The 25,337-nt window shown below is 64.1% G+C and carries 22 protein-coding genes; 3 read left to right on the top strand and 19 right to left on the bottom strand.

Going from position 1 to position 25,337, the window contains the following annotated elements:
* Positions 1–63: 63 nt before the first annotated feature.
* The 5 genes from EJ072_RS28380 to yajC form a co-directional block, all read right to left on the bottom strand.
* Positions 64–912 (bottom strand): phytoene/squalene synthase family protein, encoded by an 849-nt coding sequence (locus tag EJ072_RS28380; protein ID WP_189343378.1) that lies wholly within the window; start codon positions 910–912, stop codon positions 64–66.
* 18 nt (positions 913–930) lie between these two features.
* A complete protein-coding gene (locus EJ072_RS28375) occupies positions 931–1,320 on the bottom strand; it encodes an Mth938-like domain-containing protein (RefSeq protein ID WP_126082299.1) in 390 nt (129 codons plus the stop codon).
* A 123-nt stretch (positions 1,321–1,443) separates the two neighbouring features.
* Positions 1,444–3,993 (bottom strand): protein translocase subunit SecDF, encoded by a 2,550-nt coding sequence (secDF, locus tag EJ072_RS28370; RefSeq protein ID WP_126082298.1) that lies wholly within the window; start codon positions 3,991–3,993, stop codon positions 1,444–1,446.
* Between the two features lie 89 nt (positions 3,994–4,082).
* The gene (locus EJ072_RS28365; protein ID WP_126082297.1) at positions 4,083–5,096 is read right to left on the bottom strand and encodes a hypothetical protein; all 1,014 of its coding nucleotides are present in this window, start codon (positions 5,094–5,096) and stop codon (positions 4,083–4,085) included.
* Positions 5,097–5,148: 52 nt separating this feature from the next.
* Positions 5,149–5,487 (bottom strand): preprotein translocase subunit YajC, encoded by a 339-nt coding sequence (gene yajC / locus EJ072_RS28360; RefSeq protein ID WP_041004168.1) that lies wholly within the window; start codon positions 5,485–5,487, stop codon positions 5,149–5,151.
* A gap of 267 nt (positions 5,488–5,754) precedes the next feature.
* On the opposite strand from yajC, the gene EJ072_RS28355 reads away from it, so the two are divergent.
* Positions 5,755–6,627 (top strand): ATP-binding protein, encoded by an 873-nt coding sequence (locus EJ072_RS28355; RefSeq protein ID WP_126082296.1) that lies wholly within the window; start codon positions 5,755–5,757, stop codon positions 6,625–6,627.
* 10 nt (positions 6,628–6,637) lie between these two features.
* On the opposite strand, the gene EJ072_RS28350 is transcribed toward EJ072_RS28355, so the two are convergent.
* Positions 6,638–7,447, bottom strand: coding sequence for an AraC family transcriptional regulator (locus EJ072_RS28350; protein WP_126082295.1), 810 nt, complete (start codon positions 7,445–7,447; stop codon positions 6,638–6,640).
* 112 nt (positions 7,448–7,559) lie between these two features.
* Between EJ072_RS28350 and EJ072_RS28345 the strand changes: the two genes are divergently transcribed.
* Complete coding sequence (locus EJ072_RS28345; protein ID WP_126082294.1) at positions 7,560–8,450, top strand: NAD-dependent epimerase/dehydratase family protein; 891 nt, start codon at positions 7,560–7,562, stop codon at positions 8,448–8,450.
* Positions 8,451–8,549: 99 nt separating this feature from the next.
* On the opposite strand, the gene EJ072_RS28340 is transcribed toward EJ072_RS28345, so the two are convergent.
* The 13 genes from EJ072_RS28340 to EJ072_RS28280 form a co-directional block, all read right to left on the bottom strand.
* Positions 8,550–10,073 carry a LysM peptidoglycan-binding domain-containing M23 family metallopeptidase gene (locus EJ072_RS28340; RefSeq protein WP_126082293.1) on the bottom strand — a complete coding sequence of 508 codons (1,524 nt, stop codon included), beginning with the start codon at positions 10,071–10,073 and terminating at the stop codon, positions 8,550–8,552.
* 260 nt (positions 10,074–10,333) lie between these two features.
* On the bottom strand, positions 10,334–10,987 hold the full coding sequence (locus tag EJ072_RS28335; RefSeq protein ID WP_126082292.1) for a protein-L-isoaspartate(D-aspartate) O-methyltransferase: 654 nt from the start codon (positions 10,985–10,987) through the stop codon (positions 10,334–10,336).
* A 47-nt stretch (positions 10,988–11,034) separates the two neighbouring features.
* Entirely contained in the window at positions 11,035–11,793 is a 759-nt protein-coding gene (gene surE, locus EJ072_RS28330; protein WP_126082291.1) for a 5'/3'-nucleotidase SurE, read from the bottom strand.
* A gap of 4 nt (positions 11,794–11,797) precedes the next feature.
* Positions 11,798–13,102 carry a serine--tRNA ligase gene (serS, locus tag EJ072_RS28325; protein ID WP_126082290.1) on the bottom strand — a complete coding sequence of 435 codons (1,305 nt, stop codon included), beginning with the start codon at positions 13,100–13,102 and terminating at the stop codon, positions 11,798–11,800.
* Positions 13,103–13,202: 100 nt separating this feature from the next.
* Positions 13,203–14,069 (bottom strand): twin-arginine translocase subunit TatC, encoded by an 867-nt coding sequence (gene tatC, locus EJ072_RS28320; protein WP_126082289.1) that lies wholly within the window; start codon positions 14,067–14,069, stop codon positions 13,203–13,205.
* On the bottom strand, positions 14,066–14,791 hold the full coding sequence (tatB, locus tag EJ072_RS28315) for a Sec-independent protein translocase protein TatB (RefSeq protein WP_126082288.1): 726 nt from the start codon (positions 14,789–14,791) through the stop codon (positions 14,066–14,068). Before tatB ends, tatC begins: the two co-directional genes overlap by 4 nt.
* 82 nt (positions 14,792–14,873) lie before the next feature.
* On the bottom strand, positions 14,874–15,092 hold the full coding sequence (locus EJ072_RS28310; RefSeq protein ID WP_095815328.1) for a twin-arginine translocase TatA/TatE family subunit: 219 nt from the start codon (positions 15,090–15,092) through the stop codon (positions 14,874–14,876).
* A 296-nt stretch (positions 15,093–15,388) separates the two neighbouring features.
* Positions 15,389–16,144 carry an SMC-Scp complex subunit ScpB gene (gene scpB, locus EJ072_RS28305; RefSeq protein ID WP_126082287.1) on the bottom strand — a complete coding sequence of 252 codons (756 nt, stop codon included), beginning with the start codon at positions 16,142–16,144 and terminating at the stop codon, positions 15,389–15,391.
* Positions 16,141–16,941 (bottom strand): ScpA family protein, encoded by an 801-nt coding sequence (locus EJ072_RS28300; protein ID WP_126083777.1) that lies wholly within the window; start codon positions 16,939–16,941, stop codon positions 16,141–16,143. The genes scpB and EJ072_RS28300 overlap by 4 nt, the downstream gene beginning before the upstream one ends.
* Positions 16,942–17,004: 63 nt before the next feature.
* Positions 17,005–18,024 (bottom strand): beta-N-acetylhexosaminidase, encoded by a 1,020-nt coding sequence (nagZ, locus tag EJ072_RS28295; RefSeq protein ID WP_126082286.1) that lies wholly within the window; start codon positions 18,022–18,024, stop codon positions 17,005–17,007.
* Between the two features lie 132 nt (positions 18,025–18,156).
* On the bottom strand, positions 18,157–21,639 hold the full coding sequence (locus EJ072_RS28290; RefSeq protein WP_126082285.1) for an SPOR domain-containing protein: 3,483 nt from the start codon (positions 21,637–21,639) through the stop codon (positions 18,157–18,159).
* Positions 21,640–21,742: 103 nt separating this feature from the next.
* The gene (argS, locus tag EJ072_RS28285) at positions 21,743–23,500 is read right to left on the bottom strand and encodes an arginine--tRNA ligase (RefSeq protein ID WP_126082284.1); all 1,758 of its coding nucleotides are present in this window, start codon (positions 23,498–23,500) and stop codon (positions 21,743–21,745) included.
* Between the two features lie 61 nt (positions 23,501–23,561).
* Positions 23,562–24,791 carry a deoxyguanosinetriphosphate triphosphohydrolase gene (locus EJ072_RS28280; protein WP_126082283.1) on the bottom strand — a complete coding sequence of 410 codons (1,230 nt, stop codon included), beginning with the start codon at positions 24,789–24,791 and terminating at the stop codon, positions 23,562–23,564.
* A gap of 70 nt (positions 24,792–24,861) precedes the next feature.
* Between EJ072_RS28280 and erpA the strand changes: the two genes are divergently transcribed.
* Entirely contained in the window at positions 24,862–25,209 is a 348-nt protein-coding gene (gene erpA / locus EJ072_RS28275; protein WP_126082282.1) for an iron-sulfur cluster insertion protein ErpA, read from the top strand.
* Positions 25,210–25,337 lie beyond the last annotated feature (128 nt).

Genomic DNA, 25,337 nt, shown 5'->3' with positions numbered 1-25,337 from the left:
GGCGGCCCGCATTTCTTTGACACGGGTCCGCGCGACAAACCCCTAGCACGATTGACGTTTACGTCAAAGGGGCATCCAGCCCCGCATCGCATAACGCAAGAGCAGCCAATGCCGGCGCAAGGTGGAGAGCGCTGCGGTCCTGCGGAGCGCCGAACTGCCAGCCTTTTCCATCTTGTCGAGATAGGCGTTGGTCAGCGCCAACGGCAGAAAGGCCGGCCGCAGCGAAACGGGAAGCGCCGGCGCACCTTTCTCGAAGGCGTTGAGATGCTCCCGCGCCAACGCGATCATCGCCACAACCGCGCGCTCGGCGGCAGCCCCACCCTCGCCCTTGACGAACTCTTCCGGCGTCGTGCCGGCTGCCGCGAGGATGTCTGAGGGCACAAAGCACTGTCCGCGCCGGCGGTGCAGCGGCAGCAGAAGCAGCAGGCCGGTGATGGCCTGGGCGCAACCGGCCCGGCCGGCGAGTTCGGCAAAGCCCGGCGCCGCCTCCGGATCGAGCACCATGGCCGCAAACTGGATAAGTGCTGCGGCCGTTTCGCCGCAATAGCCCTCGAGGTCGGTACGCGACGGCATCGGGTCGTCATAGAGATCGAAGATCCGCGCCTCGAGCATGTTCTCGAAAGCACTTTTCGGCAGCTTATTTGCGGCAATCGTACCGCGTAGCGCATCGGCGGTCGGGTGACCCGTCCCGGCATCCCCATCGGCCGAAATGACATCGCGCCACCATTGCAGCCTGACCTCGCCCGGCAGCGGCTCGTGGATGCGATCGCGCACGCCGGCGATTTCGGCGTTGAAGGCGTAGAGCGCCAGCAGCGCGCCGCGTTTGTCGGCCGGCGCGTAGAGCGCAGACAAATATCGGTCATGGTCGGCGGCGCGCACCGCGTCCATGACGATGTCGCCATTGTTGACGATGTCGGGCGTGCCGGCCATTCAGTCGACGGCGATCAGCGCGGCGGCCACGGCGCGGTCTTCGGCCAGCAGCACATTGTAGGTCCGCACCGCAGCGCCCGTCGACATCGGGTCGGCGGAGATGCCGGCTTCCTTGAGCGCGGCGCGCAGCGCCGCCGGCAGCGGCCGCAAATCCTTGCCCATGCCGACCAGCAGTATCTCCACGCGGTCGGCTTCGGCGAGCAACCTGTCGAAGTCCGAGGCCTTCAGCGCCTGCGGATCGGCAGGTTCCCAGCCATGGATGCCCGACGGCAGCACAAGCAGCGATCCGCGATGCGACATGTCGGCAAAGCGAAAGCCGCCATTGCCATAGGCTTCGATCGCCGCCTTGCCGGGGAAATGCGCCTCGCGGATGATGATGCCTTTGGCCATGGATCTAGAGCATGATGCCGAAAAATGTTGAGCAGTCTTCGGACGCCATCATGCGCTGTCTCTCTGATTAGAGCCGATGATTTCAGGTCGACCCGACCTGAAATCATACCGACGCTGATGGCGTCAGGTCGTCAGGGCCTTGCCGTTCACCGGCTTCTTCTCCTCTTCGGTCGCGGCTTGCGGCCGCAACCGGAACAGGATCAGCAGCGGCGCGGCGATGAAGATCGACGAGTAGGTGCCGAACACCACGCCGAACAGCATGGCCAGCGTGAAGGAGCGGATGACTTCGCCGCCGAACAGCACCAGCGCCAGCAGCGCCAGCGACGTCGTCACCGAGGTGAGCGTGGTTCTCGACAGCGTCTCGTTAATGGCGTTGTTCAGGAGCTGCGGCAGCGGCATCTTCTTGTATTTTCTGAGATCCTCGCGGACGCGGTCATAGACGACGATGGTGTCGTTCAGCGAGTAGCCTATGATGGTCAGGATCGCCGCCAGCGACGATTGGTTGAACTCCAGCCCAGTCAGGACGAAGAAGCCGATCGTCATCACCACATCGTGCACCGTGGCGACGATGGCTCCGACCGCGAACTGCCATTCGAACCGGAACCAGACATAGAGCAGGATGCCGACCAGCGCGATCAGCATGGCGATCGTGCCTTGCTTGGCGAGCTCGCCGGAAACCGTCGGTCCCACGACCTCGACGCGACGGAAATCATACTGGTCCTGCAGCTCACCCCGCACCTTGTCGATGACGGTTTGTTCGGCATTTTCGCCGGCGTCCTGCGTTCCGACGCGGATCAGCACATCGTTTGGCGCGCCGAATTGCTGCACCTGGATTTCACCGATGTTGAGGTCCGACAATCGCGAGCGGATGTCGCCAAGATTCGCGTCGCCCTGCTTGGATTGCACCTCGATCAGCGAACCGCCCCTGAAGTCGATGCCGTAGTTGATGCCGAGGGTCAGGAATCCGACAACCGAGAGGATGGACAACGTGCTTGAAAGCGCAAAGGTCCAGCGGCGGATGCCCATGAACGGGATCTTCGTGCCCGGCGGAATGAAGGTGACCGGCGCGCGCGGCAATTCCTTCGGACGAGCGCGGCGCAGCCAGATCGCCACCAGCATGCGGGTGAAGGTGAAGGCGGTGAAGACCGTGGTCAGGATGCCGATCGCATAGGTGACGGCAAAGCCTTTGACCGGACCGGTGCCGAGGAAAAACAGCACGACGGTCGCGATCAGCGAAGTGACGTTGGAATCGACGATGGTCGCCAGGGCCTTGGAGAAGCCGGTGTCGATCGCCTGAATGACTGAGCGGCCGTTTCGTCGCTCCTCGCGGATGCGCTCATAGATCAGGACGTTGGAGTCCACCGCCATGCCGATGGTGAGCACGATACCGGCGATACCCGGCAAGGTCAGCGTAGCGCCGAGCAGCGATAGCGCGCCCACGATCATCGCCACGTGGACCGCGAGCGCGACGTTGGCGATAAAGCCGAGGAAGCCATAGGCGACGAACATGAAGGCAACGACGAGGATCGAGCCGATCACGCCCGCCACCTTGCCGGCGTGGATCGAGTCCTGGCCGAGGCCCGGGCCGACTGTGCGCTCTTCGATGATGGTCAATTTCGCCGGCAAGGCGCCGGCGCGCAGCAGGACGGCGAGGTCGTTGGCGCTCTCGGCCGTAAAGTTCCCCGAAATCTGCCCCGTGCCGCCAAGGATAGGTTCACGGATGACCGGCGCCGAGATGACTTGATTGTCTAGCACGATCGCAAAAGGTTTGCCGACATTCTGCTGGGTCGCCTGGCCGAACCGCGTCGCCCCGCGGGAATTGAAGGTGAACGAAACGACCGGCTCGTTGGTCTGCGAGTTATAGGTCGGCGTCGCGTTCGACAGGTCTTCGCCCGACACGATGACGCGGTTTTCAACCAGATAAGGAACGGGAGGATCGTCCTGCGAGTAAAGGACGGAGTCGCCGGGCGGCGGTCGATTTTTCATCGCGTCCTGGACCGGCACCGACGTATCGACCATCTGGAAGGTCAGCTTGGCGGTCTGGCCGATGATGTCCTTGAGCCTTTGCGGATTTTGCAGTCCGGGCACCTGAACCAGAATGCGATCGTCACCCTGCCGCTGCACGATCGGTTCCGTGGTGCCGAGCGCGTTGACACGCCGCTCCACCACTTCGATCGCCTGCGACAATGCCGTTGATGTGCGATACTTGATGCCAGCATCCGTGACGGTGAACTTCAGCAACCCAGGCTCGGAATCATCCAGGGTCATCGACTGAACGGAACCACCGCTAAAGAGCCCGGCCGCGACCGGATTGGTTATCGGCTTCAGCGCCGTCTTGGCGGCTTCGACCTGGCTTGGATCGTTGATGCGCACCTGAACGGTCCGGCCGGTTCCGCCAAGGCCGGTGTATTGGATCTTGGCGTCGCGCAGCAGCGTCCTGATCTCGTCGCGCGTGGTCTCCAGTTGATCCTTGATCAGGTCGTTCTGATCCATCTGGAGCAGGATGTGCGAACCGCCCTGAAGATCGAGGCCGAGCGTCATCTGCCGCTTCGGCACCCAACTCGGCAATTGCGCCAGCGTGCTTGCCGGGAAGAGATTGGGCACGGCGAGGATCACTGTGATGGCCACGGCGAGCCAGATCAGGATCATCTTCAGGCGCGAGAAATAAAGCATTCGTTCTTATCCGTTCAGGCGTACAAGCGGCAGCGTTCCGCCATCGGCGAGGGTGTCAGCTATGGTTATCGTTCCGACCACGGCCGGCCCTATCGCGCTTCCTCGACGATTGTCAATCTCGCCGGCAGCGCGCCGGTGCGCAATAACACGGCGAACTCCTTGGCGCTCTCGGCCCTGAAATTCCCCGATATCTGTGCGGTGCCATTCTCAATGGGTTCCCGGATGATGGGCGCTGAAATCACCTGATCGTCCAGAATCACCGCAAACGGCTTGCCGATATTGCGCGTGGTCGCCCACTTGAAACGTTGCGTACCCTTGGAATCGAGCCGGAATGCGACGACAAACTCTTCTGTCGAACTGTCGTGGGTCGCTTTCGCGTCCAGCACGCTGTCGCCCGAGACAAGCACCCGGTCTTCGATCAGATAGGGAACTGGCGGATCGTCCGGCGTGTAAAGCACGGTTGAACCGGCAGGCGGCTGGCCATTGACCGCGTCGTCCACCGGCATCGAAGTATCGACCAACCGGAAGCGCAGTCGACCCTGCCGCGCAAGGGTTTGCGCCAGACCGTGCAAATCCGCGACGCTCGGCGCCTGAACCAGTATGCCGTCATCCGTCAACTGAACCGTGGCATCGGCCACGCCAAGTTCGTTCAGCCGGTTTTTGATGACTTCGATCGACTGTGTGAGCGCGGCAGAGGTCCGATACTTCGCTCCGGCATCCGTCATGGTGAACTTCAACAGGCCGGGCTCGCTATCGTCGAGCGCAAACTCCTGGACCGGACCTTCTTTGCCGGCAATGGGATCGACCACCGCCTTGAGCGCCGCCTTGGCGGCCTCGACCTGCGAGGCATCGCTAATGCGCAGCTGAACGGTCAGGCCCGATACGACAAGACCGTTATAGTTGATCTTCGGCTCGGCGTCGCGAAGCAGCGTCCTGATCTGATCCCGCGTTGCTTCCAGCCGGCGGCTTCTTACCTGCTCCCTATCCAGGTGAAGCAGAACATGTGCGCCCGGCACCGATGCAAAAACAGCCGACGCGCCAAAGACCATCGAGACCAGGGCAAGCCCGATCAAAACGATCTTCAGGCGCGAAAAATAGACCATATGTTGCCGTTCGTCGGAGCCCTGCCCGCGGCCATCGCCGCCGGGATTGCGCTTACTTCTTGGCGTTCTGGTTCGCCACCGGCTCGCCCTTGACGCGCACGTCCGAGATCGTCGAACGCAGCGCCGTCACCTTGGTTCCGCCGCCAAGGTCGATCTCCAGCTCATTGTCGTCGATCACCTTCGTCACCTTGCCGACGAAGCCGCCGCCGGTCACCACCGTATCGCCGCGGCGCACCGCCGAAAGCATTTCCTGGCGCTTCTTCAGCTGCGCGCGCTGCGGCCGGATGATCAGAAAATACATGATCACGAAAATCAGGACAAACGGCAAAATCGAGATGAACATGTCTGGCGAAGCGCCGACGCCCTGGGCGTATGCCGGTGTAACGAACATCAAGAAACTCCTGGATGGTGAAATTCCGCCGCGGCCGCCCCGCGAAAATTTGGCCGGAATATAGTCGGTAAACTTGCCAATGCAACTGCGCTGCGGGCCCAATCCGTTGCTTTTCCAGCCGTTTGCGGCGTGCTAGAGCGTCGCAGCGGAAGCGGCTTCGAGGCCCCCGAAAGATCATGCTCCAACAAAAGCTTGGACCTGGTTCTTGCAGCGATGTCATGGAAGCTGCTCCCACACGCTGAAGGACCTCAACAAAAAAGACCCAAAATGACCGACAGCCTGGACGCCTTGAACAAGAAACTGGATCGCCTGATCGAGGCGGTTTCCCGTCTCGCCCCGCCGCCGGTGCCACAGACCGATCTCGGCGTGGCGGACTGCTTCGTCTGGCAGGCTGATCCCGGTTTCCTGGAGCCGGTGCGCAAGGTGAACCGCGTCGATATCGGCCTGATCCGCGGCGTCGACCGCGTGCGCGACATCCTGCTCGACAACACCGAGCGCTTCGCGTCCGGCTATGCGGCCAACAACGTGCTGTTGTGGGGCGCGCGCGGCATGGGCAAGTCGTCTCTGGTGAAGGCCGTGCATGCCACCGTCAACGCCTCTGACAAGCTCGACCGGCCGCTGAAGCTGATCGAGATCCATCGCGAGGATATCGACACGCTGCCCAAGCTGATGGGTCTCCTGAAGGCGGCTCCCTATCGCTTCATCCTGTTTTGCGACGACCTCTCCTTCGACCATGACGACACCTCCTACAAGTCGCTGAAGGCGGCGCTGGAAGGCGGCGTCGAAGGCCGGCCGGGCAATGTCATTTTCTACGCCACGTCCAACCGCCGGCATCTGTTGCCGCGCGACATGATCGACAATGAGCGCTCGACCGCCATCAATCCTTCCGAAGCGGTCGAGGAAAAAGTCTCGCTTTCAGATCGTTTTGGCCTGTGGCTCGGCTTCCACAAATGCTCGCAGGACGAATATCTCGACATGATCGACGGCTATGTCCGCTATCACGACCTGGCCATCGATCCCGAGCAATTGCGCGCCGAAGCGCTGGAATGGGCAACGACGCGTGGCAGCCGTTCCGGCCGTGTCGCCTGGCAGTTCACGCAGGACCTCGCCGGACGGCTCGGCAAATCGCTGAAAGACTGACGAGCGGAAGTCACTTCTGCGCCCGTCGCAAGTCGCGCGGCGTCTGGCCGATCTCCCGGCGCATCCAATGCGCCAGATGCGACTGGTGCGCAAAGCCGGTCAACGCCGCGACCTCGCTCGTGCCGAGATCGCCGCGCCGCAGCAGGACGCACGCCCTTTCCACTCGGCGCCGCAACACGTAGCGATGCAAGGTGACACCCATCGCGGCCTTGAACCATGTGCGCAGATGCGAGCTGCTCGCGCCGGCCACCCGGCTCAGGCGATCGATCGAAAGCGGCTCGTGAAGAGCGGTCTCGATGTGGTCGAGGACACGCTTGAGCTGGGCGTCCGACAACCGGTTCACTCGACCCACGTCCGGGCCATCGAGGCCAAGCAGCCTCACCGCAAGCGCCGCGCCGATGCTGTCGGCAAACAAAGAGCCGCTTGGTGCGCCGCCGGCGAGATCGCTCTGCAGCGCTCGAGCGAGATGCTCGATCCGTTGGTCACGAAGCAGATGGCGGGTGTCAAGCCGTGATATCAGCGCTTTTCCGCCAAGCTCCGCGGCAACTCTTTCCATCAAGGCCGGCGGCAGGACGATCTCCATCGTGTCGAACGGCGTTTCGGCCTCGAAGCCGCCCTCCTCGCCGGCCGGCACAAGGTCGATGTCGCCGGCGCGCCTGACGAAATATCGCCTGGCCTGATGGCAGTAGGAGCGCGTCGCAGCACTCGCATGCACCATGACGCGATGATGCGTTGCCCGAGGCAGCCGATGGACGCCTGCCTCGACGTGCCGGGAAAGCATCGTGACGTCGGATGGGGCCGGAGCGAATTGCGGAAGCATGCTCTCTCGATTCATGGCAAAACCTGTTCAAGATTTGGCAATTCCGGCGCGATTTTCAACGCCGCAACCCTGTACTCCCGCCTCTCCTTCAAAACATGGAAGAGAGGTTGCCATGAGTTCATATGTTGTTGTCGGCGCGGGCCCGGTCGGACGCGAGACGGCTCGCCTTCTTGGCGAGGAAGGCCATGATGTCATCCTGACCAGCCGAAGCGTCGGTTCGAACCCGTTGCGCAATGTGCGGTCGATACAAGCCGACGCCACCGACGCCTCGGCGCTGTCGCGTGTCTGCCGAGGCGCCGACGCAGTGTTCATGTGCGCCATGGCCACTTATCATCGCTGGCCAACCGACTTTTTCCCCATACTCGACGGCACCGTGCGCGCGGCCGAAGCAGTCGGCGCCAGGCTCATCGTGCTCGGAAACCTCTACGGTTACGGCAAGAATGGCGAGAGCCCGCTGCGCTCCGACATGCCGCTGGATCCGAATTCGAAGAAGGGAACCGCCAGGACGATCATGTGGCAGCGGGCGGCCCGTGCCAGCGTGCCGGCGATCGAGATACGCTCCAGCGACTATCTCGGGCACGGCGCGATCAGCTACTTCTCGCTGATCGCCCTGCCCTCCATCATCGAGGACCAGCCCGTCGCCTTCATTGGCGACCTCGACGCCACCCATGCCTGGACCTTCACCAAGGACGTCGCCAGGACGCTCGTCGCGGCCTCCCGCTACACCGGCGAATGGGGACGGGCGTTTCATGTCCCCTCCCAACACGCCTCCCCCAACGAACTCATCCGCAAAACCGCGGCGATGCTCGGCCGGGATATTGCCGAGACGCACTCCTACTCCATCCCCGAGATGGAAGCGCTGGGCATGCATGAGCTGATCGAGATGACGTATCTCTTCGAGAGCCCCCTGCTGGTCGATTCCTCCGACGCGGAGACGCTTCTGGGCGTTAAGGCCAGCAGCCTCGAGGAGATGATCGCCGACACGCTACGTGATCACCTTTGAGCCCTGCATCCCGCGCAACTGAAAAAGCCCGCTCCTTGCGGAACGGGCTGAAGACGGCGGGCCGGACTGGAGGTCAGGCGGCCCGCAATTGTTCTTGTTCTATTCGAGATAGCCGGACGGATCGACCGGCGCCGAGTTCTTGCGCACTTCGAAGTGCAGCTTGGGCGAGTCGGTGGTGCCGCTCATACCGGACAGCGCGATCTCCTGGCCGCGCTTGACCTTCTGGCCGCGCTGCACCTCGATCGAGCTTGCATGGCCGTAGACGGTGACCAGGCCGTTCTCATGCCGCACCAGCACGGTGTTGCCGAACTCCTTGAGACCGTCGCCGGCATAGATGACGACGCCGTTCTCGGCTGCCTTGATCGGCGTTCCTTCCGGCACCGCGATGTCGACGCCGTCCTTGCCGGAGCCGAAGCTGGAGATCACGCGGCCGCGCACCGGCCAGCGCATCTTGCCGATGCCGGTCGCATCGGGCGCCTCGGCGTTGTCGTCCTCGGCCTGCTGGATGACCTTGGCATCCTTCTTAGGCGGCGTGTAGGAGGCGAGCGTCTCGGTGGTCTTCGCCGGCGGCGGCGTCGTCGCCGTCGTCACCGGATCGACCGCGGGCTTGGCGGTGGTGGCCGCCGGCTTGGCAGCCGCCACGACCGTGCCGCCGGCCGGAACCTTGAGCGTCTGTCCGATCTTGAGCAAACCGTCCTGCATGCCGTTGGCCTGCTTCAGCGTCATGACGCTGATGCCGGTCTTCCTGGCGATCGACGACAGCGAGTCGCCCTGCTGGACAGTATAGGTGCCTCCGGCGCCGGCAGGCTTTGCCTCGGCAACCTGCGGCGCGGGCTTGGGGTTCTTGGAGCCCGTGGCCGCAGCAGACGCATCGATCTGAGCGGCCGCCTTGCCGTCCTTGACCTTCGGCTGCTGCGGCAGCACCGCGACCTTTTCTGGCGCGGGCTGCTTCGGCGTGTTCGCCGGCTTGCCGTCCGCAACCTTCGGCTCCGCCTTGCTCGAATAGGCATAAGCGGGGATGACGATCTTCTGGCCGGACCGGATGCCCTTCTTCGGATCGATCCCGTTGACCTTGGCTATAGCATCGGCCGGCACGTGGTAGTGCGCGGCCAGGCCTGAAAGCGTCTCGCCGTCCCGGACAACGATTTCGGTCGCATGTGGCGCAGCACTTGCGTTGCGGACCGCGTCAGGCTCGGCGGTCTTGAACGGTTTTGCCGGCGTGACCGTGCCGGTGGCCGTCCTGTCGAGATGCGGTGCCGGCGCAAGCGCCGGAGCCGGCGCGAGGGCGGGAGCCGTAGCGGTACGCATCGGCTTTGCCGTAGCCGGCGCCGAGGGCGGCGGCAATTGCTGGGTCGTGACCGGCTCGAGGCTGGAGCGGCTAACCGACTGGGTGTGCGTGCCATCGACCGGCGCAGGCGCGACCGTGTCGCCCGGATAGGGCTGGTCGACATTCTGCTTGTTGATGATGGCGCGCTGATTGTTGGTGGATGACGTGAAGACATCATCGACACCGTTGAAGCGCATCGACTGGGAACTGCACCCGGCCGCCGCGCCGGCAATCATCAGCACGGCGCAACCGCGCGCCAGATTGCGTCTGTTTGCTTTCAAGTGATTGAATTGCATCGCACTAACCCGCACAGACCCGGTACAAACTGGCCCTGATTAAAGCGCGTTAATGTTACTGCCGGGTTAACCCCTTAGAATCCGACGAAAATTTTCTTAAAACATTTCGGGCCGCGGGCCGGGGCAGAGATTCAGGTCAGCCCGAGTCGAGAATGGTGGTGTCCGAGAACCGGAGCGGAGCGTACTAGCAGTACGTGAGCACCGGAAGCGCAGGAGACCACCGTTCGCAGACCGGGCTCACCTGAATATCGGCCCCGCCCCTAGATCACCGCCGCGACGCTACGCAGGATCGGCTGCAGCCTGACCATGCCGATGTCCTCGCGCTCGAAGCGGCTGCCAACCTTGGTGAGCTTGGCCAGCACCTGCTCGCCTTCTTCAGGGCCGATCGGCGCGATGACGATGCCGCCGCTCGACAATTGGTCGAGCAGGAAGCGCGGCAGGCTGTCGAAGGCCGCCCAAGCGACGATGCGGTCGAACGGCCCTTCATTGGGCAGGCCGTTGGAACCGTCGGTCTGGCGGACGATGACGTTGCTGATGGCAAGCGCCTCGAAGCGCTGCTTTGCCTGCTCGGTGAGGGTCTTATAGCGGTCGATGGTGATGACGCGCGCGGCAAGCCGCGACATGACCGCTGCCGTGTAGCCCGAGCCGGTGCCGATCTCGAGCACGCGGTTGCCCGGCTCGATGTGCAGCGCGGCAATCACGGCTGCCTGCAAATCGGCGCCCTCGATCGCCTCGCCGCATTCGATCGGCAGCATGCCGTCCGACCAGGCGAGCGCGTGGAACTGGGCCGACAGGAAGCCGCGCCGAGGCGTCGCCTCGAAGGCCGCGACCAGCGCCTTGGGCGCCGTGCCCCTGCCCCGCAGCCTGAGCAGGAAAGCGGCGAAATCCTCGCGGTCGTCGAGGCCTGTGTTCATGCCAAAACCACGTTCATGCCAAAACCGTGTTCATACCGATGCCATGTTCATGACAGCGCCTTGGTCAGTTGGTCGCGGAGCTCATGGGCGGTGAGGTCGAGCTGCAGCGGCGTCACCGACACCAGCCGGTTGCGCAGCGCGTAGAGGTCCGTGCCCTTCTTGCCTTCGACCGGCTCGCGGCCGAAGCGCAGCCAGTAGTAAGGCAGGCCGCGTCCGTCGCGCCGCTCATCGACCCAGAGGCTGTGCACCAGCTTGCCCTGCGAGGTGACGACGGTGCCCTCCACTTCGTCGGGAGCGCAGTTCGGAAAATTGACGTTGAGCAGCACGCCGTCCGGCAGCGGCGTTTCCACCAGTCGCTTCAACAGCGCCGGCGCCAGCGACTCGGTCGTCTCGTAAGGAACCACGCGATCCTCGCCGACATAGGAATAAGCCTGGCTGACCGCGATCGAGCGCACGCCGAGCAGCGCGCCTTCCATGGCGCCTGCAACGGTGCCGGAATAGGTGACATCATCAGCAATGTTGGCGCCGGAATTGACGCCGGACAGGATCAGGTCCGGCGGTCCGGGCAGGATCTTCTTCGTACCCATGATGACGCAGTCGGTCGGCGTGCCGCGCACCGCGTAATGTTTCTCGCCGATTTTGCGCAGCCGAAGCGGCTCCGAAATCGACAGCGAATGCGCGTAACCGGACTGGTCCTGCTCGGGCGCCACCACCCACACGTCGTCCGACAGCGTGCGGGCGATGCGTTCGAGCGACGCCAGCCCTTCGGCGTGGATGCCGTCATCGTTGGTCAGAAGAATGCGCATGCGTTCACTTCGCTTCGATCTTGGCGAGACCACCCATGTAAGGCCGCAGCACTTCAGGAATGGTTACGCTGCCATCCTCATTCTGGTAGTTTTCGATGACAGCTATGAGAGCGCGGCCGACGGCGGTACCCGAACCATTGAGCGTGTGAACGAAGCGGTTGCCCCTGCCGTCCTTGTCCTTGTAGCGGGCATCCATGCGCCTGGCCTGGAAATCGCCGCAGACCGAGCAGGACGAGATTTCGCGATAGGCGTTCTGCCCCGGCAGCCAGACCTCGATGTCGTAGGTCTTGCGCGCGCCAAAACCCATGTCGCCGGTGCAGAGCGTGACGGTGCGGAACGGCAGGCCGAGCTGCTTCAGCACCTCCTCGGCGCATCGCGTCATGCGCTCATGCTCGGCGATCGAGCTTTCCTGATCGGTGATCGAGACCAGCTCGACCTTGTAGAACTGATGCTGGCGCAGCATGCCGCGCGTGTCGCGGCCGGCCGAGCCCGCTTCCGAGCGGAAGCACGGCGTCAGCGCCGTGTAGCGCAGAGGCAGCTTTTCATGCGCGGTGATCTCCTCGCGCACGAGGTTGGTCAGCGGCACCTCGGCCGTGGGGATCAGGCCAAGCCGACCGTCGCCATGCGGCGTGAAGAACAGGTCTTCCTCGAATTTCGGCAGCTGGTTGGTGCCGAAAAGCACCTCATCCCGCACCATCAGTGGCGGGATGACCTCTTCATAGCCATGCTCGATCGTGTGCAGGTCGAGCATGAACTGGCCGATCGCGCGCTCCATGCGGGCCAACTGGCTTTTCAGCACGGTGAAGCGCGTGCCGGACAATTTCGCCGCCCGCTCGAAATCCATCATGCCGAGCGCTTCGCCGATCTCGAAATGCTCCTTCACCCAGTTCGGACGCGTCGGCACCTCGCCGACGATGCGCTTGACGACATTGTCGTGCTCGTCCTTGCCGACCGGCACGTCCTCCAGCGGCACGTTGGGCAGCACCGCAAGCGCGTCGTTCAGCGCCTTGTCGAGCTCGCGCTCGCGCGCCTCGCCGTTCTGGATGAACGCCTTGATATCGCTGACTTCGCCCTTGAGCTTCTCGGCAAGCGCTGCATCGCCCGAGCGCATGGCGTTGCCGATCTCCTTCGAGGCGGCGTTGCGGCGCTCCTGCTTGACCTGCAATTCGCTGAGATGCGAGCGCCGCGCCTCGTCCTTGGCAATCAGATCGTCGACCGTGGACTGCGCCTCGTCAGCCGACCACGAGCGCTTCACCAGCGCCTCGACAAGGGCCTTCGGGTTTTCGCGAATCCATTTGATATCAAGCATGGTCGATCCTCAAAAGTAAGGACCGAGGGGGTAAACCGCATCGGCTATCGATGCAAGACGGCGGATAAGCGCCGCCTCGATTTCCCTGCCTTGCCGCCGCTCAGGTGGACGGCGCGTCCGGCGTCTTGTCGCCGGCGACAGAGCTGTCCGCATTCGCCTGCTCGCGCGCCAGCCGGTCGCGCGCCTGGGCGCGCTCGATCATGCGCGATGACCAGATGGCGACCTCGTAGAGAATGATCGTCGGGATGGCGAGGCCGCACTGGCTCATCGGATCGGGCGGCGTCAGCACCGCGGCGACCACGAAGGAAAGCACGATCGCCCATTTGCGCTTCTCGGCCAGCGCCTGCGACGACAACAGCCCGACGCGCGTCAAAAGGCTGGTCACCACCGGCAGCTGGAACACCAGGCCGAAGGAGAAGATCAGCGTCATGATCAGGCTGAGATATTCCGAAACCTTGGGCAGCAGCGAAATCTGCACCTGGTCGTTGGTGCCGACCTGCTGCATGGCCAGGAAGAACCACATCACCATCGGGGTGAAGAAGAAATAGACCAGCGAGGCGCCCATCAGGAACAGGATGGGCGACGCGATCAGGAACGGCAGGAAAGCGCTGCGCTCATTCTTGTAGAGGCCCGGCGCGATGAACTTGTAGATCTGCGTGGCGATCAGCGGGAAGGCGATCACCATGCCGCCGAACATGGCAAGCTTCACCTGGGTGAAGAAGAACTCCTGCGGCGCGGTATAGATCAGCTCGACCTTGTGCGGGTCGAGGCCTGCCCATTGCGTTGCCCATTTGAAGGGGATGACCAACAGGTTGAACAGGCGCTTAGCGAAAAAGAAGCAGACGAGGAAGGCGACGAAGAAGCCGCCCAGCGACCAGATCAGGCGGCGGCGCAACTCGATGAGATGCTCGATCAGCGGCGCCGACGATTTCTCGATTTCTTCCCGCTCCTTGTCCGATACGCTCACTTGGCGGCTCCCGCCGTCTTCTTGGTGTCAGCCGTCTTCTTGGAGGCAGGCTTCCTGGCCGCGGCAGGCTTTGCCTCAGCCTTGGACGCGGCCTTTGCGGCAGCCGTTGCGGCTTTGGCCGGCGCCGAGGATTTGGCCGGCACCTTTGCAGCCGATGCCTTCGATGCCGCTGCCGTTTTCGCCACAGCGTCGGCCGTCTTGGCCTTAATCACCGCAGTCTTTTTCGCCGGTTTGGCCGCCACAGGCGCATCCGAAACCGTGGCGGTGACCGAGGCGTTCGTCATGGCCGGGAAGGTCGGAGCGGCCGGGGCGGGCTCGGTTGCGCCGACGCCGGGCATGTCCGTCGCGCCGTTCTTGAGCGGCTCAGCGGGTTGCGGCGTGTCTGCAGCCGGCGCCGCAGGATCGGCGGCCGGTTTGGGCTTCATCATCGTGTCGACGCCGGCCCGCACATCGGCCGCGGCCTGCTCGAACGGATTGAGCTGCTTACGCACCTCGTTCATCGGATTGAGGCTGCGGAGACTGTCGATCGAACTCTTCACATCATCGAGTTCGGCTTCCTTCAGCGCTTCGTTGAACTGCTTCTGGAAGTCGCCGGCCATGGCGCGCAGTTTCGCCGCGGTGCGGCCGAAGGTGCGCAGCATGTTGGGCAAATCCTTTGGCCCGACGACCACGATCATGACGACCGCGATCACCAGCAGTTCGCTCCAACCGACTTCGAACATGACAATCTATTCCGACGAGAACACGCCGCCCGCACATGCGAAGCGGTTTTGGTACAACGGCATGCTCAAACCAACAATCGGATCAGCTCTTGCTGACCTTTTCCTTGCCCGGCGAAACAGTCTCGTCGGCGCGGTGCTCGACGGTACGCTTGTCGTCAACGTCGTCGTCAGCCATGCCCTTCTTGAAGCTCTTGATGCCCTTGGCCATGTCGCCCATCAACTCGGGGATCTTGCCGCGGCCGAACACCAGAAGCACGATGACCAGCACGATCATCCAGTGCCAAATCGAAAACGAACCCATAACGATCTCTCTCGAATGTTTTCCCTCGGCGATGATCTATGCGTTTTCGCTCGGGGATTCAAACACAACTGCAATGAAGTTGATAAAATGGCTAGCGGATGTCACGCACTTTCGACGTGAGCGCCTTGCTACGAATCCGCGCAGGCCTTGCTATTAGACCAGTTGTGCCGGTTCCCTAAAAGCATGTCTCCCGAAAGTGGGAACCGGTTTCGGGATAAAGACATGCGTAAAATCAAAAACCTAAAGCGCGTGGAGCGAACCTGAAAAGAACCTGAAAGATCGCGACGCGCTTTAGGTCACTCTTCCGTGACGCGCGGCGTCAGCAGCCCGAGCTCCTCGAGGTCGATATCGGTCAGCTCATCCTCGTCCTCGGCGAGCGCGTCGGGATCGGCTGGCGGCACCGGCATCGAGAAATTGGCCGGCATGCGCGTCGAGAGCAGGCCGGCGCCCTTCAGCTCTTCCATACCGGGCAGATCGCGGATCTCCTCCAGCGCGAAATGATCGAGGAAGGCGTCGGTGGTGCCATAGGTCACCGGCCGTCCCGGCGTGCGGCGGCGGCCGCGCATCCTGACCCATTCCGTTTCGAGCAGCGTGTCGAGCGTGCCCTTGGAGGTCTCCACGCCCCGGATGTCTTCGATTTCGGCGCGCGTGACGGGCTGGTGATAGGCGATGATCGCCAGCACTTCGAGCGCCGCGCGCGACAGCTTTCTCTGCTGGACAGAGTCACGGCTCATCAGGAAAGCGAGGTCGCCTGCGGTGCGGAAGGCCCAGGCATCGCCGACCCGCACCAGGTTGACGCCGCGCTTGGCATAGATCTGCTGAAGATCGGCCATCGCGGCGGCGATGTTGACGCCTTCAGGCAGGCGCGCGGCAAGCTGCTTTTCGCTGACCGGCTCGGCGCTGGCGAAAACGATCGCCTCGGCCATGCGCACCGCTTCCGACAGCTGCAGCCGCTCGGCGGGGTTTTCGAGTGAACCCTGCTCGGCCATCTCGTCTTCCGGCTCATCCTCAACCCTGAACGGGATGACTGAGGCGTTTGCGCGTTCACTCATGATACCACCTCGACTGCCTTTGCACCTTGCGCGCGGCTGCGCAGATAGATCGGCGCGAACACCTGGTCCTGCCGCACTTCCAGTTTGCCCTCGCGCACCATTTCGAGGGTCGCCGCGAACGAACTGGCCATCGCCGTGCGCTTCTCTTCCGGCGCCGCCAGATACTCGATCAGGAAGCTGTCGAGCACCGTCCAGTCGCCGACCGCGCCGATCAGCCGCGCCAGCACCTCGCGCGCATCCTTCAGCGACCACACGGCGCGCCGGGCGATCGTCACATTGTTGATGGCCTGCCGCTGGCGCTGCTGCGCGTAGGCGGTGAGCAGATCGTAAAGCGAGGCCGAAAAGCTGTTGCGCTTCTCGATGATGACCATTTCCGGCATGCCGCGCGCGAAGACGTCGCGGCCGAGGCGATTGCGGTTGACCAGCCGCGCCGAGGCGTCGCGCATGGCTTCCAGCCGCTTCAGCCGGAATTGCAGCACCGCCGCCAGTTCCTCGCCGCTTTCGCCCTCCTCGCCCGGCTGTTTCGGGATCAGGAGCTTCGATTTCAGGAAGGCGAGCCACGCCGCCATCACCAGATAGTCGGCGGCAAGCTCCAACCTCAGCGCCCGCACCTTCTCGATGAAGGCCAGATACTGCTCGGCCAAAGCCAGGATCGAAATGCGTGCCAGATCGACCTTCTGGTTGCGGGCAAGGTGCAGGAGAAGATCGAGCGGACCTTCGAAACCGGCCACGTCGACGACCAGGGATGGGTCGCCGGTCAGGCGTGAATCGTCGTTCTCGGCCCACAGACGGTCCATCGGTGCGGCCTTCGCGGCCTTGCCTTCCAATGTCTCCGCCACTTGCCTTTCGTCCCTTCCGGTTCAGGCCACCGCTTCGAAATAGGTGGCAAATTCCGCGCGTATCGCCGTTTCGTCGGCGACGTCGCGATCCTTTATATAGGTCAGCGCCCGCTCCGCGCGTTGCAAGGACTTGCCCGACAGCCCCGTCGTGCGCGAGGCGATCCCCGACATCTCCTCGAAAACGCCGTTGCAGTGAAGGACGAGATCGCAGCCGGCCGCAAGGATCGAGGCCGCCTTTGTCGGGAAATCCCCAGAAAGTGCCTTCATCGAGGTGTCGTCGCTCATCAGCAGCCCGTCGAAGCCGATCTCGCCGCGGATCACCTGATCGACGACCTTGGCGGACGTCGTCGCAGGATTGTCGGGGTCGATGGCGCTGTAGACGACATGCGCCGTCATCGCCATCGGCAGCGCGTTCAACGCCTTGAACGGGGCAAAATCATGCCGCCTGAGCTCCTCGAGCGGCGTATCGACGGTCGGCAGCGCGAAATGCGTGTCGGCAAAGGCGCGGCCATGGCCGGGAATATGCTTCATCACCGGCAGCACGCCGCCCGACATCAAGCCCTCGGCCGAGGCCCGGCCAAGCTCGATCACGGCATTGGGCTCCTTGCCATAGGCGCGCGCGCCGATGACGTCGCTGGCGCCTTCGACCGGAACGTCAAGCACCGGCAGGCAGTCGGCGGTGATGCCCAGGCGGGAAAGATCGAAGGCGTGCAGCCGCGCCATCAGCCAGGCGGCGCGGCGGCCGGCTTCCTTGTCCTCGCGCCACAGCGCGCCAAGCGCGCCGCCGGCGGGATAGTTCGGCGCCAGCGGCGGACGCAGGCGCTGCACCCGGCCGCCTTCCTGGTCGATGAAGACGGGAGCTTCCGGGCGGCCGACGCAGTCGCGCATCGCGGCCACCAGGTCGCGGATCTGTGCCGCCTCGCCGATGTTGCGCGCAAACAGGATGAAGCCCCAGGGACGTTCGTCCCGATAGAAGCGGATTTCGTCTTCGGTGAGGGATTTCCCGGCGCAGCCCAGGATCATGGATTTTGATTCGCTCATAGACCGAAGCTTAAGGCTTTGAGCGAGCAAAGGGAATCACCCCTGCCCTGAGACTGGCCAAAGCTCACAACCGTCCACAACGAAAAGCCGGCGCGGCCTTGCGGCGGCGCCGGCGTTCGGTGTTGGGACGGATCAGCGCGATACGAAGCAGTTACCGCCCGCCGCCTTGTAGCTGGTGCAGAGCTCGATCGCATCGTTGCGCGAATGGGCCGGAACGCGGACGCGGTAGAAGGTGCCCTTGCCCGCGACCTCGGCCTTGACGATGTTGGCGGTGCGGCCGGAGAGCACGCTTCCGTAGCGGCGCTGCAGATCCTGATAGGTCGACTGCGCGCTTTGCACCGTCGGCTGCGAGGCGATCTGCATCGACCACGAGCCGCCGCCGGCTGCCGCCGCCGGATCGATGGAAGCGACCTGGTCCGGCTTGACCTCGCCGACGATATCGACCGGCTGATCGGACGGACGCGCCGGCGCCACCGGCACCACCGCGGGCGTGTTGCTCGACTGCGACTTGGCTTCAGCCTTCTTCGCGGGCTTCGCCGGCTTGACGGTCACCGCATCGGCCTGACCCGTATCGGCCTGCCCCGTATCTGAAGCCACCGTTCCCGTCTGCTGGCCGTCGGAGGCCGGCGCGACATGCTGTGGCGCCGGATCGCTCGGCTCGGCCGCCGCGACCTTCGGCGCGGCCGGAGCCGGATCCTCGCGCGGCACCAGCGAGCCGTCAGGCTTGACCATCATGGTCTTCACCTTGCGCGGCGCGACGGCGACGACATCGTTTTTGTTGGCGGTGTTGGCGGCATCCTGCTGCAGCACCTGTGCGATGCGGTCTTCCGACTTCGGCGCCGGCGCGGCCGGCTGCGCGCTTGCCGGTGCGGCAGGCTGGGCGCTTTCGGGCACAGCGGCTTGTTCGACGCCGGGCAACGCCGAGCTTGTATTGCCGGCAGCATCAGTGCCGGCCGCGGCGTCGTTGTCGTTGGGCGAAAGATCGACCACGCGGCTCGGCGGCGGTTCCTTCGAGGCCAGGTCGACGGGCTGTTCGGTGGTGTTCACCAGCTTCTGCTGCACCGGCTCGGCAGGCTTTGCCGCGCCGCCGCCCTTGGCGACCGCGTCATAAACCTTGTTGTCCTGGTTCGGCACCACCGCGCCACCCGGATTTTCGGGCTTCACCTTGATCGGCGAATTGTCGGCCTTGACGATCACCGGAGCCTCGCTGCCGCCCTTGCCTCCGAAGGAGAAGGCCAGCGCGCCAAGGCCGCCGAGAACCACCACGGCGCCGACCAGCCCCGCGATCATCATGCCGCGACGGCGCGGCTGCGCCGCCTCACGCTCGGCAAGCCCGGGGATCGCCATCGCCTCTTCAAGCTCAGGATCGTAATCGAGATCGTCGGTAGCGAATTCGTCCGCCTGTGAGACCGGCCGGCTGCCGGGCAATTCGTCGGCGTCGTAGTCGTTCGCGGCAGCGAAGGAAGCCTGAGCGGGCGGAGCCGCCGGAGCCTCGGCCCGCAAGTCGCGACGGTCATAGCCATTGAAGCCGGCGCTGTAGGTTTCGTCGTCATAGCCACGGTTCTGCACGGGCGCCGACGCGATCTCCGTCGCGTTCATGTCGGTGAGCAGGCTCGCGAATTCCGCGTCCAGATCGTCATAAGCAGCGGCGGCCGGCTGATCCTCCTCGAAGCTGAGCTCCGGAATGTCGAGGTCGTCGGCGAGCGCGACCACGCGCTCCGGCACATCGACCGTCTCGACATCCGGCACCTCGTCATGCTGGCGGGGCTGCGGCGCAGCCATCGGGGCCTGCGCCGGTTTGGCATGGGCGGAATAATCCGGGGCCGGCTCGTTGCGGTAAGCAGGCGCGGTCATCTGCAGCGGCGCTGAAGGCGCTGCCACCTGCACCGGCGCCGCTTGGGCCGGCTGTGCCGCAAATGAGGCTTGCACCGGCGGAGCGGCGGTCGGGGTCGAACGGCTCCAAGACCTTGTCTGCTCGACCGGCGTCGGATGCATCCATTCGGACGAATTTGCCGGAGACCTCGCGCTGGCGGCCGCCGCCTGCTCGGCCTCGATACTCCGGGCGAAAGCGGCGCCAAAGGCGTCGTCGTCGAAATCAATGTCCTGTTCGGCCGCCGAAGGTCCGGCGCTGGAGGGCTCGGCCTTGGCCGAGGCTGCAAAATCCTGGCGGTCGAGCTCGTTGGCGAGCAGGTCGTCCAGGTCGCTGTCGGCCGGCTGCGCGTCCTGCCGGTCCTGCGCCGGCTGGCGCTCGTCGAGATCCCAGTCGAGATCGTCGGCCGCCGTGTTCCCACCGGCGTGGCTCGCGGATTCCGCAACCAGCCGTGGCGCGGGAGCAGGCTCCTTGACCGTGGGCATAGGCCGTGCGGTCATGGCGCCGAGCAGCGCGTTGAGCTCGTCCTCCAGGCTGCGCTCGCTGGCGGCCGGCTTTGCCGGTTCCACTGCCGCGACCGGAGGGACCGGAGCAGCGGCAACTGGTGGGACTGGAGCAGCCACGACCGGAGCCGGCTCTGCCGGCTGCAATACGGCGGCGGGCTCGACGGCCGGAGCTTGCGGCTCTTCATTCAGCGCGTCGCGGAAGCTCAGCTCGAAATCGTCATCGAGGGTCAGCGCGGCGGAAGGTTCAGGCGCGGCGGATCCCGGCTCAGCGGCAAAGTGGGCGGCCTCCGCCTCGACCATCGGCGCCGGCTCGTCGGCGAGCGACAGCTCCGGCTCCTGAAGATCCTGATCCTGGCCGAGATTGATGTCATCGCCCGGCGTCTGGTCGAAATGGCCGGCGAAATCATCTTCGGAGATCAGCGGGGCGGCTGCATGAGCTTCGACCGACTCGACGGCCCGCGCATGCTGCTCGGGCTCATGGCTTTCAAACGACAGCTCGTCTTCAAGCGACATGTGGACCGCGCTGTCGAAATCGGCGTCGAACGCCTCTTCGCTCGCGGCCTGCATGGCTTCGACGGCATCCTGACGGGCGTCCGCCGGCTCGTGATGGTCGAGCTGGAAATCCTGGTCCAGCGAGGCCGCCATTTCATGATCGATCGAAAGGTCATCTTCGACCGGCGCGATATCGAGCGAACTGGCGACGGCCTTGTCGAAATCATCGTCGAAAGCGACTTCTGGCTCGGGAGCTGCCTGCGTCTCCGGCTCGAAACGCTCAGATGCGAAATGCGCCTCTGGCGCGACTTCCGGCTCCGCGGCGAAGTGCGGTTCTGGAGCGAACTCCGGCTCCGCTGCGCGCACCACGGCAAAGTCGGCGTGATCGGCCGCGTCATCAAAGACGAAATCCTGCTCGAAGGAAGCCGTCAGCTTGTCGTCATTCACGGCGGCGCTGGCGGACTCGAAGGCCGGCTCATGGCTGATCTGGTGGATGGCAGCCTGCTGCGCGACCGATGCGCTTTCCTCGACGGAATCGAACTCGCCCATCAACTCCTTCTCGAGGTCGATGTCGAAATCGTCAGCCTCCGCGGCGTGATTAGCCGGCGTGGCGTTCTCGGCCGCGGGGGCCGGCTGTCTCACCGGCTGGCGCGGGTCGAAACCCATGATCCGGGTCAGTTCCGCGAACGGATCGTCGTCGGCGATATCGTTGTGGTCGGCTACTTTCAGCGGGGTTCTGTCTGCCATTATTGTTCCCGAACTCGCACAAAGTCGGACGCCATGGACGTCGCGCAGGGTTGGCCCTTACCAGCGCAATGTGGGCAAAAGGTGACAGGTTTTTTAGTTAAACCTAACGCATTTCCGTGGGCGCGTCTGCCCCGATCAGCGTCAGGCCGGAGGTCAAGACATCCGAAACAGCCTGCACCAGCCCTAGTCTGGCATAGGTTGATTCTCGGTCGTTAACCTTAACAAAACGTAAGTCCTGATTGTCGTGGCCGCGATTCCACTGTGCATGGAAGCCTGAAGCCAGGTCATAAAGGTAGAAAGCGAGCCGGTGCGGCTCCAACGAAAGCGCTGCGGATTCGATCAATCTTGGATACTCAGCCAGCTTGCGGATCAACGCGATCTCGCCCTCGTCGGCCAGCGCAGCGACGGAAGCCGCGAGCCGGTTGCGGTCGAAATTCGCCTCGCCGAGCTGCTCGCTCGCCTGCCGGAAAACAGAGTGGCAGCGCGCCGACGCGTACTGGACGTAGAACACCGGATTGTCCTTCGACTGCTCGGTGACCTTGGCGAAGTCGAAATCGAGCGGCGCGTCGTTCTTGCGGTAAAGCATCATGAAGCGGATCGGGTCGCGGCCGACCTCCTCCACGACGTCGCGCAAGGTGACGAAATCGCCGGACCGTTTCGACATCCGGACCGGCTCGCCGTCGCGGAACAGTTTGACGAGCTGGCAAAGCAGCACGGTGAGCTTGACCGTATCGCCGGCGACCGCCCGCGCCAGCGCCTCGAGCCGCTTCACATAGCCGCCATGGTCGGCGCCAAGCACATAGATCAGGTCGACGAAGCCGCGCTCGACCTTGTCCTTGAGATAGGCGACGTCGGCGGCGAAATAGGTGAACGAGCCGTCCGACTTGACCAGCGCCCGGTCCATGTCGTCGCCGACCGCGGTCGACCGGAACAGCGTCTGCTCGCGGTCTTCCCAATCGTCCGGCTTCTCGCCCTTCGGCGGCGGCAGCTTGCCCTTGTAGATATGCCCCTTGAGCGTCAGGTCGGCGATTGCCGCCCGGATCTTCCTGGCGTTGTCGGCATGCAGCGTGCGCTCGGAGAAGAACACGTCGTGATGCACGTTGAGCAGCGCCAGGTCCTCGCGGATCATCGCCATCATCGCGTCGACGGTGCGATCCTTGACGATCGCCAGGGCCTCGTCTTCGGGCATCTCCAGCAGGCCGAGGCCGAATTCCTCGGCCAGCGCCTGGCCGACGGGGATCAGGTAGTCGCCCGGATAAAGCCCGGGCGGGATCTCGCCGATGGCTTCGCCAAGCGCCTCGCGGTAGCGCAGGAACGCCGAGCGGCCGAGCACGTCGATCTGGGAGCCGGCGTCGTTGATGACATATTCCTTGGTCACGTCGTAGCCGGCGAAGGCCATCAGATTGGCAAGCGTGTCGCCGACCACGGCGCCGCGGCAATGGCCGACATGCATCGGACCGGTCGGGTTGGCCGAGACATATTCGACATTGGCCTTGCGGCCGCCGCCGATGGTCGAGCGGCCATAATTGCGCCCCTCGCCGAGCAACGCGGTCAGATGCGCATGCCAGAACGCGTCCTTGAGCCTGAGATTGACGAAGCCAGGCCCGGCGATCTCGGCCGACGCGATATCGGCGTCGCCACGCAGCGCTTCGGCGAGTTTCTCGGCAAGCGCGCGCGGGTTCTGTCCAGTGGGCTTCGCCAGCACCATCGCCGCGTTGGTTGCGAGGTCGCCATGGCTGGCGTCGCGCGGCGGCTCGACCGCGATACGCGACAGGTCGAGCGTGCCCCCCTCCTTGTCCTTCAGGTCAAGGGCTTCGACGGCCTTTACGATCCGCGCGTTGAAATCGGCGAAGATATTCATTGGAAGTGCTCTGGGCTTTAAGAGGCGACCGGCCCAACGGCCGGCAAAATCGAGGCTCGCCCTAGCTCAAATCGGGCGTATGGTCAAACAGACGCCGATGTTCCTTCAAGGCATAGGTGTCAGTCATGCCAGCCAGGAAGTCGGCGACGCTGCGCGCCTTGATGCGATCCTCGGCCCGGTCGAGCCCCTCGCGCCAGCCATCGGGCATGGCGCGCGGATCGGCGAAATAGACGTCGAACAGCTCGCGCACGATCTGTTCGGCGTCGGCCCGCACCCGCATCACTTCCGGGTGCCGGTAGAGATGCTTGTAGAGGAAAGCCTTCAATTCCTTCTCGGCCGCGGCCATGCCGGCCGAAAAGGTCACCAGGGTCTCGCCCGCGGCGCGCACCGCATCGCCGCTGTCCGGTTTCAGACGCTCGATGTTGGCGGTGGTCGATGCGATGACATCCTCAACCATCAGTGTGATCTGACGGCGCATCAGCTCGTGGCCGGTACGCACATCGTCGAGCCGAGGATATTTGGCATGCACGCCCTTCAGGATGGAGCCCGGCAAGCCGACCTCCCCCAACATCTCCAGCGTCAGCAGGCCGGCGCGCAGGCCGTCGTCAATGTCATGGGTGTTGTAGGCGATATCGTCGGCGATCGCGGCGCATTGCGCCTCGATGCCGGCGAAGCGGTCGAGCTCAAGGTCGTGCAGCTCCGAATAATCGCGGATCGCCTGCGGCACCGGACCTTTGAGCCCTTTCCCGGTCGCATCGGTCAGCGGGCCATTATGCTTAACCAGCCCCTCCAGCGTTTCCCAGGTGAGGTTCAGCCCGTCAAATTCGGCGTAGCGCCGCTCGAGCCTTGTGACCACGCGCAACGACTGCGCGTTGTGATCGAAGCCGCCCCAGTCGGCCATCTTCTCGTTGAGCGCGTCCTCGCCGGTATGGCCAAACGGCGTGTGGCCGAAATCGTGGACAAGCGCCACGGCCTCGGCGAGATCCTCGTCGCCGCGCAGCGCCCGCGCCAGGGCGCGCGCGATCTGCGCCACCTCGATCGAATGCGTCAGCCGGGTCCGGTAATGGTCGCCCTCATGCGCGACGAAGACCTGTGTTTTGTGCTTCAGGCGGCGGAAAGCGGTGGAATGGATGATGCGGTCGCGGTCGCGCTGGAACGGCGTGCGCGTCGGGCTTTCGGCCTCCGGGAACAGGCGCCCGCGCGAACGCGCCGGATCGCTCGCATAGACGGCGCGCGGCCGATAGCCGAACCCGATGTCGCCGAGGGCATCCTTGCCCCGCTGCTCTTCCATTGACCCACCAGTTGACTCAGGCCTGCCCGCTTCATACCTATCATGTGAAACCGAAAGCAAGGTGACGCCGATGGGCGCGGATGCCAAGACTGCCATGAAGGTCGAAATGACCGACGCCGCGGCAAAGCGGATCGCCAGGATCGTTTCCGGAGAACCGGGCAAGACGGCTCTGCGCGTCTCCGTGGAAGGCGGCGGCTGCTCCGGCTTTTCCTATAAATTCGACCTCGTCGCAGGTGCGAATGATGACGATATCGCCATCGAGAAGGATGGCGCGACCATCCTCATCGACGACCTTTCGCTGGTCTATATGGGCGGCTCGGTGATCGACTTCGTCGACGACCTGATGGGCCAGTCCTTCCAGATCAGGAACCCGAACGCGGTCGCCTCCTGCGGCTGCGGCACCAGCTTCTCCATCTGATCGACCGGACTTCGCAAGCCTATGACCGGTGCGAGCCGGGTAGCGCGTGCCTGTCCCCTGGCTTTGGCAGGAATGCGGCCGGACGGCCTTTCTAAAGGTCCGCGCAGGCAATACGATCCGCTTCGTCG

This window comes from Mesorhizobium sp. M2A.F.Ca.ET.046.03.2.1 (assembly GCF_003952425.1).
In the GTDB taxonomy this organism is placed as follows: Bacteria; Pseudomonadota; Alphaproteobacteria; order Rhizobiales; family Rhizobiaceae; genus Mesorhizobium.
Note: the sequence above shows the minus strand (reverse complement) of the source record. Positions and strands in the feature narration are given on the sequence as shown.

What these genes read in the sequence shown, in the direction of transcription:
- EJ072_RS28375 (WP_126082299.1), bottom strand. Translation starts at nt 1,320, where the DNA reads ATGGCCAAAGGCATCATCATCCGCGAGGCGCATTTCCCCGGCAAGGCG.
- secDF (WP_126082298.1), bottom strand. Translation starts at nt 3,993, where the DNA reads ATGCTTTATTTCTCGCGCCTGAAGATGATCCTGATCTGGCTCGCCGTG.
- EJ072_RS28365 (WP_126082297.1), bottom strand. Translation starts at nt 5,096, where the DNA reads ATGGTCTATTTTTCGCGCCTGAAGATCGTTTTGATCGGGCTTGCCCTG.
- yajC (WP_041004168.1), bottom strand. Translation starts at nt 5,487, where the DNA reads ATGTTCGTTACACCGGCATACGCCCAGGGCGTCGGCGCTTCGCCAGAC.
- EJ072_RS28355 (WP_126082296.1), top strand. Translation starts at nt 5,755, where the DNA reads ATGACCGACAGCCTGGACGCCTTGAACAAGAAACTGGATCGCCTGATC.
- EJ072_RS28350 (WP_126082295.1), bottom strand. Translation starts at nt 7,447, where the DNA reads ATGCTTCCGCAATTCGCTCCGGCCCCATCCGACGTCACGATGCTTTCC.
- EJ072_RS28345 (WP_126082294.1), top strand. Translation starts at nt 7,560, where the DNA reads ATGAGTTCATATGTTGTTGTCGGCGCGGGCCCGGTCGGACGCGAGACG.
- EJ072_RS28340 (WP_126082293.1), bottom strand. Translation starts at nt 10,073, where the DNA reads ATGCAATTCAATCACTTGAAAGCAAACAGACGCAATCTGGCGCGCGGT.
- EJ072_RS28335 (WP_126082292.1), bottom strand. Translation starts at nt 10,987, where the DNA reads ATGAACACAGGCCTCGACGACCGCGAGGATTTCGCCGCTTTCCTGCTC.
- surE (WP_126082291.1), bottom strand. Translation starts at nt 11,793, where the DNA reads ATGCGCATTCTTCTGACCAACGATGACGGCATCCACGCCGAAGGGCTG.
- serS (WP_126082290.1), bottom strand. Translation starts at nt 13,102, where the DNA reads ATGCTTGATATCAAATGGATTCGCGAAAACCCGAAGGCCCTTGTCGAG.
- tatB (WP_126082288.1), bottom strand. Translation starts at nt 14,791, where the DNA reads ATGTTCGAAGTCGGTTGGAGCGAACTGCTGGTGATCGCGGTCGTCATG.
- EJ072_RS28310 (WP_095815328.1), bottom strand. Translation starts at nt 15,092, where the DNA reads ATGGGTTCGTTTTCGATTTGGCACTGGATGATCGTGCTGGTCATCGTG.
- scpB (WP_126082287.1), bottom strand. Translation starts at nt 16,144, where the DNA reads ATGAGTGAACGCGCAAACGCCTCAGTCATCCCGTTCAGGGTTGAGGAT.
- EJ072_RS28300 (WP_126083777.1), bottom strand. Translation starts at nt 16,941, where the DNA reads ATGGACCGTCTGTGGGCCGAGAACGACGATTCACGCCTGACCGGCGAC.
- nagZ (WP_126082286.1), bottom strand. Translation starts at nt 18,024, where the DNA reads ATGAGCGAATCAAAATCCATGATCCTGGGCTGCGCCGGGAAATCCCTC.
- EJ072_RS28290 (WP_126082285.1), bottom strand. Translation starts at nt 21,639, where the DNA reads ATGGCAGACAGAACCCCGCTGAAAGTAGCCGACCACAACGATATCGCC.
- argS (WP_126082284.1), bottom strand. Translation starts at nt 23,500, where the DNA reads ATGAATATCTTCGCCGATTTCAACGCGCGGATCGTAAAGGCCGTCGAA.
- EJ072_RS28280 (WP_126082283.1), bottom strand. Translation starts at nt 24,791, where the DNA reads ATGGAAGAGCAGCGGGGCAAGGATGCCCTCGGCGACATCGGGTTCGGC.
- erpA (WP_126082282.1), top strand. Translation starts at nt 24,862, where the DNA reads ATGGGCGCGGATGCCAAGACTGCCATGAAGGTCGAAATGACCGACGCC.